5 protein-coding genes are annotated in these 14,424 nt (G+C 74.2%); 3 read left to right on the top strand and 2 right to left on the bottom strand.

The features are described from left to right. The first annotated feature begins 800 nt into the window (after window positions 1-800). Window positions 801-5,813: an Lhr family helicase gene (locus WME85_RS24135; protein ID WP_437841315.1), complete on the top strand. Its 5,013-nt coding sequence runs from the start codon at window positions 801-803 to the stop codon at window positions 5,811-5,813. Between the two features lie 280 nt (window positions 5,814-6,093). On the opposite strand, the gene WME85_RS24130 is transcribed toward WME85_RS24135, so the two are convergent. Beyond that, a complete protein-coding gene (locus tag WME85_RS24130; RefSeq protein WP_437311794.1) occupies window positions 6,094-6,399 on the bottom strand; it encodes a KGG domain-containing protein in 306 nt (101 codons plus the stop codon). Between the two features lie 753 nt (window positions 6,400-7,152). Between WME85_RS24130 and WME85_RS24125 the strand changes: the two genes are divergently transcribed. Beyond that, entirely contained in the window at window positions 7,153-8,490 is a 1,338-nt protein-coding gene (locus tag WME85_RS24125; RefSeq protein WP_437841312.1) for a hypothetical protein, read from the top strand. Window positions 8,491-8,517: 27 nt separating this feature from the next. Here the strand turns inward: WME85_RS24125 and WME85_RS24120 are convergent, their stop codons facing one another. Then, window positions 8,518-12,390 carry a protein kinase domain-containing protein gene (locus WME85_RS24120; protein WP_437841310.1) on the bottom strand — a complete coding sequence of 1,291 codons (3,873 nt, stop codon included), beginning with the start codon at window positions 12,388-12,390 and terminating at the stop codon, window positions 8,518-8,520. A 391-nt stretch (window positions 12,391-12,781) separates the two neighbouring features. On the opposite strand from WME85_RS24120, the gene WME85_RS24115 reads away from it, so the two are divergent. Then, complete coding sequence (locus tag WME85_RS24115) at window positions 12,782-14,395, top strand: M57 family metalloprotease (protein ID WP_437841307.1); 1,614 nt, start codon at window positions 12,782-12,784, stop codon at window positions 14,393-14,395. Window positions 14,396-14,424 lie beyond the last annotated feature (29 nt).

Genomic DNA, 14,424 nt, shown 5'->3' with positions numbered 1-14,424 from the left:
CGCGACGGCCTGACGAGGCGAGGGCATTCCGAGCAGCCCGGCCCCCTGGGAGGGAGCTCGTCGCGCGGGGCAGGGACGGGCAGAACTCGCGTGGGACGTCCTGTGCCCGACGTGCTGCGCACGCCGGACACAGGACGTCAATTGCGCTCAAACATCTGCCCGTCCCCGCCCCGCGCGACGAGCTCCCTCCCAGGCGGCCTACCGTCCATCGAAACGGCGGGAGCGCGGAGGTTCGAGGCGCTCTCGACTGCAACGGGTGATCGCGGGCAGGCGAGCTCACGCGGCGGCCGCACTGAGCAACGGATCGGACTGCCGTAGCGCCGGCGGGTGGGTCCACGCGGCGGGGGCGGGCGGGCGCGCTGAGCACCGACCGAGGTGCCATGAGGCCCCAGGAGGCTCGAGGTTTCAGGCGCGCCTTGTGTGGCGCGCAACGGAACGCCTCAGGTGGCATGGCCCGAAGGGAGACATGCCGGGCGGTGTTCCATGCGTAAGCTCTCCCGTCCCCGCCTCGGCGGATGGCCAGCGCCCGCCCGCCCCCGCCGCGTGGACCCACCCGCCGGCGCGTCCGCCCGGAACCACCTCTCTTTCCGCCGGCCCGTTCCGGCCTCTCGACCAAAGGCCGCTGCGCTGGCCATGCGGCATTTTGCCCCGATCAGGGCGCCCTGAACGAGTTGCGCCAGGTCTCGCCGTGAGGGATGGCTCTTGCATAACCGCAGTCCCCGCCCAGGGCGGGACCTCGCGGAGCCAGACGCACGGTCGAGACGCCGCGCGGACCGACTCCGCGCGCCGCGCAAGCGCCGATGGCAAAGAAACGATCCGCAGCCCCCGACCCGCTCGACCGCTTCCATCCAGCCACCCAGGCGTGGTTCCGCGGCGCGTTCTCCGCGCCCACCCCCGCCCAGACTCAAGGGTTTCCACCCATCCTCGACGGCGCCTCCACCTTGCTGCTCGCCCCCACGGGCTCCGGCAAGACGCTCGCCGCCTTCCTCGCAGCCATCGACCGGCTCATGGCCTCGCCAGAGCCCGACCCGGCCGAGCGCTGCCGCGTCGTGTACGTGTCACCCCTCAAGGCGCTCGCCATCGACGTCGAACGGAACCTGCGTGCACCCCTCGCCGGCATCGCCGCCGCCGCCGAGCGCCTCGGCCTGCCCTACCGGATCCCCCAGGTCGGCGTGCGATCCGGCGACACAGCGCCCGAAGACCGCGCGCGGCTCGCCAGGAAACCGCCGGACATCCTGATCACCACCCCGGAGTCGCTCTACCTGCTGCTCACCGCCGCGGCGCGGGACCGGCTGCGCGCCGTCGAGACCGTCATCATCGACGAGATCCACGCGCTCGTCGCGACGAAGCGCGGCACGCACCTCGCCCTGTCCCTCGAGCGGCTCGAGGCCCTCCGGCAAGCGACGCGGCCCATGCAGCGCATCGGCCTGTCCGCCACCCAGCGGCCCCTCGACGAGGTCGCGCGCATGCTCGGCGGCGGCGAGATCGAGGGCGCCGGCGCGGGGGCGCGGTTCATGCCGCGGCCGGTGACCATCGTCGACGCGAGCGCCCCGAAAGCCCTGGAGCTCCGCATCGAGGTGCCCGTCGAGGACATGACCAAGCTCGGCGAGGTCGCGCGGGCAGGGGAGGGCCCGCCACCCGGACCAGCCGACCCGGCGCAGCGCTCCATCTGGCCAAGCATCCACCCGCGCCTCGTCGAGCTCGTCCGCGCCCACCGCACCACGATGATCTTCGTGAACAGCCGGCGGCTCGCCGAGCGGCTCGCCGCGGCCCTCAACGACACAGCCGGCGCCGAGATCGCGCTCGCCCACCACGGCTCGATCGCGCGCGAGCAGCGCCAGCAGATCGAGGAGCGGCTCAAGGCGGGCCTCCTGCCGTGCATCGTCGCCACCTCGTCCCTGGAGCTCGGCCTCGACCTCGGCGCCGTCGACCTCGTCATCCAGCTCGAGGCGCCGCCCTCGGTCGCCGCAGGGCTCCAGCGCGTCGGCCGCGCCGGCCACGAGGTGGGCGGGACGTCGCGCGGCGTCGTCTTCCCCAAGCACCGCGGCGACCTCCTCGCGTGCGCCGCGGCCGCGTCCCGCATGCGCGAAGGCAAGGTCGAGGCGACCCTCTACCCGAGGAACCCCCTCGACGTCCTCGCCCAGCAGATCGTCGCCATCGCGTCGATGGACACGCTCCACGTCGACGCGCTCTTCTCGCTCGTGCGCCGGGCCGCGCCGTTCGCCGACCTGCCCCGCGCGAGCTTCGAGGGCGTGCTCGACATGCTCTCCGGCCGCTACCCCTCCGACGAGTTCGCCGAGCTCCGGCCCCGCATCGTCTGGGACCGCGTCGGCGGCGCCGTGCGCGCGCGCAAGGGCGCGAAGCGGCTCGCCGTCGTCAACGCCGGCACCATCCCCGACCGCGGCCTCTACGGCGTCTTCCTCGACACGGGCGGCGACGCGAGCCGGCCCGGCCGGCGCGTCGGCGAGCTCGACGAGGAGATGGTCTTCGAGGCCCGCGAGGGCGAGGTCTTCCTCCTCGGCGCCTCCTCGTGGCGCATCACCGACATCACCCACGACCGCGTCCTCGTCGTCCCCGCCCCGGGCGAGCCAGGCAAGATGCCGTTCTGGCGCGGCGACCAGCTCGGGCGCAACGCCGAGCTCGGCGCCTCCATCGGCGCCCTCGCGCGGCGGATCGCCACGACCGCGAGCGACGACGAGGCCGAGCGCGCGCTCGCCGACGAGCAGGGGCTCGACGCGCGCGCGGCGCGGAACCTCGTCCGGTACGTGCGCGACCAGGCCGCGGCCACCGGCGAGGTCCCGAACGACCGCGCCATCGTCCTGGAGCGCTTCGTCGACGAGGTCGGCGACTACCGCATCTGCCTCCTGTCGCCGTTCGGCGGCCGCGTGCACGCCCCGCTGTCGACCTGCATCGCCGAGAAGTGCCGCCTCGAGCTCGGCCTGGCCGTCGACACGGTGTGGACCGACGACGGCATCGTCCTGCGGCTGCCCGAGTCCGAGTCGCCCCCCGACGCGAAGCAGCTCCTGCCGCAGGCCGACGAGGTGGAAGAGCTGCTCGTCCGGGGCCTCGGCGACACCGCCCTCTTCGCCTCGCGCTTCCGCGAGTGCGCGGGCCGGGCGCTGCTCCTCCCGCGCAAGTTCCCCGGCAAGCGCTCGCCGCTCTGGGCCCAGCGCAAGCGCGCCGCCGATCTGCTCGCCGTCGCCTCCCGCTACGGCTCGTTCCCCATCCTGCTCGAGACCTACCGCGAGTGCCTGCGCGACGTCTTCGACCTCACCGCGCTCGAGGACCTGCTCCGGCAGATCGCGGCCCGCAAGGTCCGCGTCGTCACGGTCGACGTGCGCGCGCCGTCCCCGTTCGCGGCCACGCTGCTCTTCGCCTACGCCGGCAACTTCATCTACGAGGGCGACCTGCCGCTCGCCGAGCGCCGGGCGCAGGTGCTCGCCATCGATCACGCGCGCCTGCGCGAGCTGCTGGGCGAGGCGGAGCTGCGCGAGCTGTTCGACGCGGACGCCGTGCTCGCCCTCGAGGCGTCGCTCCAGCGCCTCGACGGCCGCGCGCCGCTCAAGCACGAGGACCAGCTGCACGATCTCCTGCTCTCGCTCGGCGATCTGACGCGCGACGAGATCGCCCGGCGCACGGCGGGCCCCGACGTCCCGCCCGAGGCCGCCGGCGAGCGCGCCGCCGCCTGGATCGACGAGCTCGTCCGCGACCGGCGCGCCATCGAGATCCAGCTCGGCGGCGAGCGCCGCCTCGCGGCCGCCGAGGACGCCGGCCGGCTGCGCGACGCCTTCGGCGTGGTGCCGCCGCCAGGGCTGCCGATCGCGTTCCTCGAGCCCGCCGCCGACCCGCTCGGCGAGCTCGTCGCCCGCTACGCGCGCACGCACGGCCCGTTCCGCGCGGACGACGTGGCGCGGCGCTTCGGCCTCGGCCCGGCGCCGGTCCTGGCCGCGCTCGCGCGGCTCGCCGAGCGGGGCCGCGTCGTCGAGGGCGAGTTCCTCCCCGGCGGCCGCGGCCGGGAGTTCTGCGACGCCGAGGTGCTGCGCTCGCTGAAGCGCCGATCGCTCGCCAGGCTGCGCGCCGAGGTCGAGCCGGTCCCGCCCGAGGCGTACGCCCGCTTCCTCGCCGACTGGCACAACCTGCACCGCCGCCGGCGAGGGCTCGACGGTCTGATCGCGGCGCTCGAGCAGCTCCAGGGCGCGCCGCTCTCGGCCTCGGCGCTCGAAGCCGAGATCCTCCCCGCGCGCGTCGAGGGCTACCGCCCCGGCGATCTCGACGCGCTCTGCGCGGCCGGCGAGGTCCTCTGGCGCGGCGTCGAGCCGGTCGGCGACGGCGACGGTCGCGTCGCGCTCTACCTCGCCGAGGCGTATCCGTACCTCGCCCCGCCGCCCGGCCGCGCCGAGGGGCCGCTCGCCGAGGGCATCCGCGCCGCGCTCGCGCGCCGCGGCGCGCTCTTCTTCTCGGACCTCTCGCGCGAGACGGGCGCCTTCGGCGCCGACCTGCTGGCGGCGCTCTGGGAGCTCGTGTGGGCCGGCGAGGTCACGAACGACACGCTCGCCCCGCTGCGCGCCCTCGGCCGCGAGTCCCGCTCGAGCGGCCGGCGGCGCGATCGCGATCGCCCCGCGCCCGGCCGCGGCCTCTCCGCCCTGAGGGCGCGCCGCATCGGCCCGCCGGGCAGCGAAGGGCGCTGGTCGCTGCTGTCGCCTGCGCTGCTGTCGCCCGCAGGAGCGTCCGCCGGCGCGTCCGCAGCATCGGCCGGCACGGCTGCAGCTCCCGCGGGCGCGCCCGGCGTCTCCGGCGCGCCCGGCACGGCGGGTGCGCCCAGCGAGACCGAGCGCCGCGCGGCGCTCGCGCGCGCGCTGCTCGAGCGCCACGGCGTGCTCACGCGCGAGGCGGCGGCGGTCGAGGGGCTCGCGGGCGGCTTCTCGGCCGTTTACGACGTGCTCCGCGCCATGGAGGAGTCCGGTCAGGCGCGGCGCGGCTATTTCGTCGCCGGGCTGGGCGCCGCGCAGTTCGCGGTGCCCGGGGCCGACGACCGCCTCCGGGCCTGTCGCGAGCCGTCCGACGATCCGCAGACGCTCGTCCTCGCGGCCACCGATCCGGCGAACCCCTGGGGCGCCGCGGTCCGCTGGCCCGAGCTCGCCGCGCGCGGCGACGGCGCCCCGGAGGGCGCGGTCCGCGGCCCGGTGCGCCCGCAGCGGGCCGCCGGCGCCCTCGTGATCCTTCACGACGGCCGGCTGCTCGCGTGGATGGGCCGCACCGAGCGGAGCCTCACCACGTTCCTCCCCGAGGCCGAGCCGGAGCGCGGCGACGCGATCCGGGCGATCGCAGCGGCGCTCGCGGCGCTCGTCAGCGAGGGGCGTCGTCGCGCGGTGCTCGTGGCCACGATCGACGGCGAGCCGGCGCACAGCTCCCCGCTGGCGCGCGCGCTCGCCGACGTGGGCTTCACGTCCGGGGCGCACGGCTACCTCAAGCGCGCGCCCACGCCCGAGCGGGCTCCGTGGCGCCCGCGGCAGCTGCCCGGGAACGCGCCCGACTGGGCTCGCCGCGCCGCGGCGGCGGGGCGCGACGGGCCCGAGGACGAGGTCGATGGCTTCAAGCCGCCGCCCGGTCTGCGCTCCTGGCCGGCCGGACCTCCGGCGGGCGGCTGGCGGATGTCGCCGCGCGGCGCGGCCGAGGGCGGCGATATACGCGCGGCCGAGGGCGGAGCGCGCGCGGCCGAGGCCGACGCTCTGGACGACGGCGACCTCGATCTCGACGACGACGACGCGGCGATGTTCGATGAAGGCGCAGGGCTCGACGACGGAGCCGGATGAAGGAGCCGCTTCACCGCGTGGGATGACGGAACGGCGCGACCGGTCCGCCGGACAGCGCGATCGGTCCCGGCGCGCTGCCCCGCGCCGCGCCGGCGACCGAGCCAGCGGTCCGATCCCACGAGTCCGTTCGCGCTGGACCGCGAGACGATATCCCGCGAGGGACCTCGCAAAAAAAAGGACCGCCGAGCAGCCAGGAAGGGAATGGCCCTTCGTGGTTCCTCGGCGGCTCTTCCTGCTTCTGCGGCGCTGGAGGGACCTCGAGCGGCGCGCTGCGACGGGTTCAGCCCTGGTGGCTGTGCTCGCTCGGCTTCATCTGCTGCTCATGGCTGCCGCGGTTCGCCCGACGGCTCCCGTTCGGCCCCTGGCTCCGCGCCTCGGCGCCCTTGCGCCCGATGGAGGCCATGTGCTCACGGTTCTGGCTGACGACCTCGCCGCCCTTGCGGCCCGCCGCGCGTGCTTCTTCGGACGTGAACTCGTGCGCCGTGCCCTTTTCATGAGCCGCCTTGCCGCCCTGGCTCGCGATCTGGCGCTGCTGCTCCGCGTTCATCGCCGCGAAGCCCCGCTTGCTCTCGCTGCTCTGTCCCATGGATCCACTCCTCGGATTGATGTGCATCGTGAACGTCACTCGACGACCGTGACTACCTGCTGCTTAGCCACATCGCGCCGGCGGTGCCGGCGACGCCGGACGGTGCTGCAACGGGGGTGCCAGACGGGAGAGCTCGGACGAATCCAACGATGCGTTGAGGCCGGACAATTGATGACCACCTGGTCACCCGGCATGTCCCCTCCAGGGTCCGATGCGGCAATTTGCCTCACTGTGCGTGCGGCCGTGCGTGGGCGCCCCAACTTGTGCGGGCTCAGCCGTGACAGGCTCGCGGCGCGCCTCCCGATCTCCGTGCTGCGATGATCGGCTGTCGCTCCTCGCCACCGATCGAACTCGCGAGATGACCTGTCATCACCGCGTGACACATGGGTTCATGATGGACTCCTCGGGTATCGCCCGAGCGGCCGCGGGATCTTGCGATCGAGCGTCCGGCGATCTCTGACGTCGCGCACGTCGCGCACGTCGCGCACGTCGCGCGCCGCCTCGTCACGCGCGCCTCGTCCTCGGTTGGATTGTCGTGAGGCTGTTGATTTCCAATGAGATGGTTTCGAGTCAGGTGGGCCGCAGCGCTCCTTGACAGGGGCGTCGGGCGGGGGTGGGCTGTCGTGCTGGCGCGTCGCGTCTTGACATCACGACCCGCTGCCGTTCTTGTTGCACTGCATCATCACGCTCAGCGCCCTGAGCCCGAGGAGGGACGCTCCCGGGCCGGGGGTGACGCACGGCAGGAGATCCACGATGGCGCTTCCGATTCCGGGGGCTCGGCTCGACGACGGCCGGCTCTTCTCACCGCATACGACATCCTCGCCTCACCGCGCGCGCGGCCGCTCCACGGAGCCTTCGCGCGGCGCGGGCCCGGTCGTGCTGTCGCTGGCGCTCCTCGCCGGCTGCGGCGGCTCCTCCACCGGCGCTGCTCCCGCGGAGAGCCCTCAGCCTGGCCCCGCGCCCGCGGCGAAGGAGCCTTTCGACCTCGAGAAGGCGCTCGCCCGCGAGGCCGACGAGCTGCCCGCCCGCGAGATCCGCGCCGCGGACTGGTCGGCGCGCGCGTTCGGGGCAGGGGAGCCGAAGATCGAGCAGAAGGAGAAGCTGGTCGCGATAGCGATCCCCCTCGGCACGGACAACCAGGTCGAGTGCTTCGTCTACAACACGATGCTCGACTCGGGCGAGGTGATAAGGAATTTCATCGAGCTCCTCGACCCCGAGAAGGTGGAGGTCTCTCGCGTCGTGCCCTGGGAGATCAGCGTGCACCGGGAGAGCCCCGCGGTGTTCGTCGAGGCCCGTTACCTCGTCCCGACCGCCGCCGGGAAGGCGGCTGGCCTGCTGAAGATCGCGCTGCACGCCGACAAGGCGCACCCCATCGCCTGCCTGCACGACGAGGTCGGGTATGTCCGCACGTTCGAGCGGCTCGCCAAGGGCCTCTTCGACTCGTTCGAGTCGAAGAGCGCCGCGCCGAAGCCAGAGTACACGGACACGGTGATCCTGCGCCTCGACAAGGTCCCTGTCGGCTTCGAGACAAGCGATCTGTTCAAGGACGAGAACGGCGAGCGGCGGTGGCTCGCGCGCTCGGCCACCCTCCTGCCGCGAGATCCCAGAACGCTGCACACCGAGGACGATGCGTCGAACGTGCTCATCGACCCTCAGGGGCGCCTCAAGGGCGGTGTCTGGATCGAGACGTCGGGCGGCAAGACGAACCACCGGATCGAGCTGTCGCAGAAGACGAATCATCAATACGAGTACACGGGAGAGGTCGAGGGCAAGAAGGTCCAGGGGACGTTCACCCCCTCGGCCAAGGCGTGGCTCGCCTCGCCGGTCGCCACCGCCTCGGAGCTCGCGCGGCTCCTCAAGAAGAAGGGCGGCTTCGATCTCAAGCAGCAGGAGTACTTGCCCGGCGTCGACCCGACGAAGCCCGTCGACGTGCAGTATCTCCGCGACGCCTCGGGCGCCGTCACTGTGTCCATGAGCACCATGCGCCTCGTGGGCAACCTCGCTCCGGACGGCCGACCGGAAGCGTTCGAGGTCTCGGCCGGCCCCCCCCGGCTCACGCTCCAGCGCGCCTACGTCAGGGGCAAGCTGTGAGCGCCTCACGGCGGCCGTCACGGCGCCTCACGGCGGCTCGTTAGTCCACGCTTCCGCGAGAGCGAGCGTCCGCGCGTTCTCGCGGCGGGCCAGGAAACGCTCGCGAAACGCGGGGCCGCCGACCCTGGCGGCCCGGTCGAGCAGGCGCTCGCGCGCCGCGGCGATCGCCGCCCTCGCCTCGGCCGGCTTGCCGCTCGCGGCGAGCGACTCGGCGTAGGCGAGGCGGACCAGGGACTCGCCCTCCTCCACGGCGCCCAGCGACTCGAGCAGCGACATCGCCTCGGCGGCCGCGGCGAGCGCCTCGCCGGCGCGCCCCAGGCCGAGCAGCGCCTGCGCCAGCGCCGCCAGCGCCGCGGCGCGCAGGGGCGGCGCGGCGTCGAGCGCCGCGGCGGCCGCGCGCGCCTCGCGCTCGGCCCGGCCGTGATCGCCGGCGAGGAGCGCCGCCTCGGCGAGGTAGGTCCGCGACGTGCCTACCGCGCGCGGGTCGCCTTGCCGCTCCTCCTGCTCGAGCACGTGCCGGAGCGCCCGGTCGGCCTCCTCCAGCTGACCGCGGCAGGCGAGCACGTGGCCGAGGTTGGCCTGGGCGAGCATCGCCGGATCGTGCAGCCCCATGCGCTGCGCGTCGGCCATGGCGGCGCGCAGCGCCTGCTCGGCGCGCTCGAAGTCGCCGAGCTCCGCGTAGAAGAAGCCGAGGTTGCTCCGCGCGACGCACGCGTTGCGCCGGTCGCCGGCGCGCTCGAACGCGTCGAGCGACATCACCGTTGCCTCGAGGCAGTCGCCGAGGCTGCCGCTGGCCAGCAGGCGCACCGAGCGCGCGTAGCACAGCTTCCCGAGCAGCTCGGGGTCCGGCGCGCTCTCGTCGCTGAGCGCCGCGTCGAGCTCCTCGAGCAGCGCGTTGGACGCCGCGTAGTCGCCGCCGAAGGCCACGAAGCCGGCGCACTCCGCCAGGCACCCGAGCCGCGCGCTCCCGGCCCCCTCGCCGGGCGGCTCGCCGCTCGCCGCCTCGGCCCAGCGCGCGACGCGGTCGAACTTCCCCTGCTTGCCCGCCGCGACAGCGGCCTGGTGCACCGCGCGGAACCACATCGTGGACCCGCGGCGGAGGTGCTCCGCCGCCTCGACGCCGCGCTGCTCGCCGGCCGCGAACTCGCCCCGCCAGAGGTGGGCCTCGGCCTGCACGAGGCGCAGCGCGCCGAGCAGCTCCCCCGCGGCGCCGCACCGGACGCCGCGCTCGGCGAGGTCGAGCGCGGCGATCAGGTCGTTGCCCCGGAGCGCCTGCTCCGCGGCGCGCTGGTACCAGACGGCGGCCCACGCCGGGTCCGCGCCGCGCTCGAAGTGCTCCGCGAGCAGCGCCGCGTCGCCCTCGCCCGCGCGCTCCAGCCACTCGCCCGCGAGCCAGTGGCCGAGCTCCCGATCGCGCGCCGTCAGCATCCCGTACGCCGCGTCCCGGATGAGCGCGTGCCGGAAGGTGTACTCGGTCTCGCCGGCGAGGCTCTCGCCGCGCCCGCGCACGATGAGCTCGCGCTTCTCGAGCGTCTCCAGCGGCCGCGCCGCGTCCGCGCCGCCGAGGAGCGCGGCCACGCCGCCCCGCCAGAACGTCTCGCCGAAGACGCTCGCCGCCCGCAGCGCGCGCCGCTCCTCGAGGTCGAGCGCCTCGAGGCGCGCCTGCACCATCACGAGCACCGTCTCGGGCACGCTCGCGCCCTTGCCCTCCGCCACCGCGCGGACCTGCTCTTCGAGGTAGAACGCGTTGCCGTCCGCGCGCTCGACGAGCGCGCTCACGAGCTCGTCGCCCGCCTCCTGGCCGAGCGCCTGGCGCACGAGCCGCTCGCTCGCCCGGCGCGTCAGCCCCGCGAGGCGCACCTCCAGCGCGCCGCGGCTCGTCCACAGGTCGCGGAACGTCTCGTGGACCTCCGGCCGGCCGAACGCCAGCACGAAGAGCGGCAGATCCCGGAGGTTGCGCAGCGCCCCGTCCACGAGCGTCACCGTGGGCAGGTCGCCCCACTGCATGTCCTCGAGCACGAGGATCACGGGCGCGCGCGCGCACTCGGCGCGGAGGAAGTCCTCCCAGGCGGCGCGGAGCTGGTCGTTCATGAGCACCGGGTTGCGCCGCGCCGCCCGGAGCTGCGCGCCCTCGTCGTCCGAGAACCGCGCGCCCACGATCTCCCCGAGGAACGCGGCCACGCGGCCGCCGTCGCCGGCGCCGCGCTGCGCTGCGCGCGCCCTGAGCTTCTGCAGCCGCGCCTCGAGCGGCTCGTCGTCGAGCAGGCCGATGGCGCGCCGCAGCGCCTGCGCGAGCAGCCCGAAGGCGGAGCCGGCGCGCATGGGGTCGCCGCGCCCGATCCAGACCTGCGCGCCCTCGCTGCGGGCGCGGAGCCGCTGGAGCAGCTCGTAGCGCAGCCGCGATTTGCCCGAGCCGGCCGGCCCGACGACGACCGCCGCGCTCGCCAGCGACTCCTCGACGCAGTGGGCGAACGCCGTCTCGAGCAGCGCGAGCTCCCGCTCGCGGCCCACGCACGCCGTCGGCTTGCCGAGAAGGAGCGGCGGGGCGTCGAGGTGGTCGTCCCGCTCCCCGTGCAGGTGCTGCCAGGGGCCGTCGGGCGCGACGTCGAACCGGCCGCCGAGGAGGCCCGCCGTCACCTCGTCGACGCGGAGGGGGGCCGCGCTGGCGGGGGCGCGATCCGGGGCGAGCATGAGCACCGCGCGGTCGATCAGCTCGCCCACGGGCGCGCGGGGCCAGATCTCCGCGCGGCCGGAGACGAGGGCCACGGGCGCGCCGCCGAGCACCGCGCGGAGGGAGAGCGCGCAGCGCGCCGCGCGCGCCGCGAGGTCGGTGGGGGCCTCGGCGCTGGAGAGCACGATGACCGGCGACTGGTCGGCGAGGATCTCGATCTGCCCCCGGTAGCGCTCCGCCACGGCGCGCAGCGCCCGCGCCCGCCGGTCCATCTCCTGCGCCGAGGACGCCGGGCCCGCCTCGGCGCTCGCCTCGCGCGCCAGGATCAGGCTCACGATCTTCCGCTCGCTGCTCGTGATCTCGCGCGACCGGGCGCCCGCGGACGAGACGCTGGGCCACTCGAGCATGCGCTCGCGCAGCGCGGCGAGCTCCGCCGCCACCGCGTCGCCGTCGCTCGGGCGGCGGTCCGGCGCCTTCGAGAGCATCTGCGTGACCAGCGCCTCGAGCGCGGCGGGGATCTCCGGGCGGAGCTCGCGGAGCCGCGGCGGGTCCTCGAGGACGATCTTGAGCGCCACCGACAGCGGGTCGAGCCCCTGGAACGGCGCGCGCCCGGTGAGGCATTTGAAGAGCACGCAGCCGAGGGAGAAGACGTCCGCGCGCGCGTCGACGTCCGGCTCGCCGCGCGCCTGCTCCGGGGCCATGTAGCCCGGCGTTCCCAGCATGGCGCCCGTCGCGGTGAGCCGGTGCTCGACGCCGGACACGCGCGCGATCCCGAAGTCGATCAGGGTGACGCCCTCGACGGCGCCGCCCGCGAGGAAGATGTTGCTCGGCTTCAGGTCGCGGTGGACGACGCCCTCCCGGTGGATGACGCCGAGCGCGGCGGCGATGCGCGCGGCGAGCGTCATGCTCTCGGGCAGCGTGAGCTCCGACCGGCTCAGCCGCCGGGAGAGCGTCTCGCCCGAGAGCCATTCCATGACGAGGTACATCTCGTGCGTGCCCGTCACGCCGTCGGCGATGTACCGCACGATCCCCGGGTATTGCAGCGCCGACAGCGCCCTGACCTCGCGCGCGAAGCGGCCGGACTCCATCTCCCCGGAGCTCCGGAGGACCTTCACCGCGACGGTCTCGCCGGTCCACCGGTCGCGCGCGCGGTACACGTCGCCCATGCCCCCGGCGCCGGCGACGCCCTCGATCTCGAACCTGTCTCCGACGATCTCTCCGGCGCGCATGGGCGTCCGAGCATACCGCGGCGCGCGGCGGGTCCGGCGCCGCGCGCGCAACGTGACCTCGCGCACTGTGCCTGGTTCTGCGCGCGCGGCCAGACCGGATGTCGGCACGCGCGCAATCACGCGTCGTCGCGCGTCGTCGCGCGTCGTCGCGCGTCATCGCGCCGACCTGCGCTCCTGCGGAGGCGCGCATCGCGTGTCGCGAGAAAATTGGACTGCTGAGGTAACCCTGTCCGCCGCGCTGGAGGGATGGAGCGCGCTCGAACAACTTCATTATTTTACGGATTGACAGCGATTTGGTGATCCCGCTGCGTCCGGATCAGGATAGATATCCTCCAGGCCGGCCGACTTCCTCGTAGCAACAGAGGATCGTTTCAATCGGAAGGAGCTTTCAATGCGCTCTGTGAGAACGCGTGTCTGCGGCCCGGTCAATTTCCAGCTCGCGGTGATGATCGCCTGCGCGTCCCCCCTCGCCGCCTGCCTGGCGGACATCGAGGACGACCCGGCGGAGGCCGTCGGCAGCAGCCAGGAGGGCTTCGAGGCGTTCGAGAGGGCCGCGTTCCGCGAGCCTGACTCCGGCATTTACATCGTCAACGGGGACACGCCTGTCGCCGACATCAAGCACCTCCGGGAGTTCTGGGAGACCTACGTGCGCGACGGCGCCCTCATCGTGCAGCGCGCCAGCGGCGGCGGCGATGCGGTCTGGTCGGCAGCACAGAAGAAGAACATCACCTACTGCGTGAGCACGACCTTCGGCGCGCGCCACGCCGCCGTCGTGGCGGCCATGAACGCCGCCACCGGCGCCTGGGAGCAGGCGGCCGACGTCGACTACATCTACCAGAGCGCCCACGACGGGAACTGCACGGCCAGCAACAACAACGTCGTCTTCGACGTGAGGCCGGTGAACTCGGGGGGCATGTACATCGCGCGGGCGTTCTTCCCCAACGACGGCCGGTCGGCGCGCAACGTGCTGATCGACGGCAGCGCCTTCGGCGCGGAGCTGCCCTCGCTCGAGGGGGTCTTGCGGCACGAGCTCGGGCACACGCTCGGCTTCCGCCACGAGCACACGCGGCCCGAGGCCGGCACCTGCTTCGAAGACAACAGCTGGCGCGCGCTGACCACCTACGACTCGGCGTCCGTCATGCACTATCCCCAGTGCAACGGCACCGCCGGCTGGAACCTCACGCTGACCACGAAGGACATCCAGGGCGCCCAGGCTCTCTATGGTCTGCCCGGCGGCGGCGGCGGCGGCGGCGCTGGTGGCGGCGGCGGCGCTGGTGGCGGCGGCGGTGCTGGTGGCGGCGGCGGTGCTGGTGGCGGCGGCGGTGCTGGTGGCGGCGGCGGCACGACGACCGAGAGCTTCAGCGGCAGCGCTGCGGCCCGCTCGTTCGTGAGCGTGGGACCGAGCGCCGGGTTCGACGTCACCCCGGGGACGAGCTTCAAGGTCGTGATGACCGGCACGGGCGACCCCGACCTTTACGTGAGACTGGGGACGGCGCCGACGACGAGCGTGTTCGACTGCCTCTCCGAGGGCAGCACCGCGTCCGAGACGTGCACGCTGAACGTGCCGACCGGGCAGACCAAGGCGTTCGTCAAGGTCCTCGGGTACACGGCCGCCACGTACAACGTGGATGTGACCTACACCCGGTCGAGCGGCGGCGGCGGCGGCGGCGGCGGCGGCGGCGGCGGTGGTGGTGGCTCCGGCACGGCCACGTCGGCGACCTTCAGCGGCAGCCTCGCGGCGGGCGCGGCGGCTGCCCACGGGCCCCTCTCGGTGGTTCCGGGCACCACCTTCAAGCTCGACATGACCGGCACGGGCGATCCCGACCTCTACCTGAGGTTCGGGGCGGCGCCCACGACGAGCGCGTACCACTGCCGCCCGTACACCAGCAACGCGACGGAGTCGTGCAATCTGACCGTCCCCTCCGGGCAGACGCAGGCCTTCATCGCGGTGAGCGGCTACACGGCCAGCACCTATCAGCTCACCGCGAGCTACACGACTCCCTAGCTCCGCCGTGATCCATTGTGCGCGCCCGA

Origin of the sequence: Sorangium sp. So ce1153 (genome assembly GCF_051521595.1) — a bacterium.
Taxonomy (GTDB): Bacteria; Myxococcota_A; Polyangia; order Polyangiales; family Polyangiaceae; genus Sorangium.
Note: the sequence above shows the minus strand (reverse complement) of the source record. Positions and strands in the feature narration are given on the sequence as shown.